The organism is Pseudomonas putida W15Oct28 (assembly GCF_000708715.2).
In the GTDB taxonomy this organism is placed as follows: domain Bacteria; phylum Pseudomonadota; class Gammaproteobacteria; order Pseudomonadales; family Pseudomonadaceae; genus Aquipseudomonas; species Aquipseudomonas putida_R.
The window spans coordinates 1-329 of record NZ_JENB01000099.1; the positions used below are offsets into that span (position 1 = coordinate 1).

The 329-nt window shown below is 61.4% G+C and carries 1 protein-coding gene; it reads left to right on the forward strand.

Annotated elements, in window-relative coordinates:
- Nucleotides 1-329 (forward strand): immunoglobulin-like domain-containing protein (locus AK81_RS27590; protein ID WP_043204414.1); only part of this gene is annotated, 329 nt, incomplete at both ends.

The window sequence follows — 329 nt, forward strand, 5'->3', positions numbered from 1 at the left end:
CTGGACAAGACCCCGGTCAGCACCACCGTCACCGACGAGCCAGGCACCCCGGGCAACGAAGGCGACCTGGTCAAAGTCACCATCACCGCCGATCAGACTTCGGTGGCCGAGAACGTCAAACCGACGTTCACAGTGCACATCAACCAGCCGCTGGACCACGACCTGGTCGTGACCCTGAGCAACAACGCTCAAGTCACCATCAAGGCCGGCGAGACCAGCGCGCCGTACACGACCGAAGGCGGCGAGATCACCTACACCATCACGCTGACCAACAAAGATGGTCTGCCGATCAACAACCACGGTGCATTGACCTTCACGCTGAGCGACGG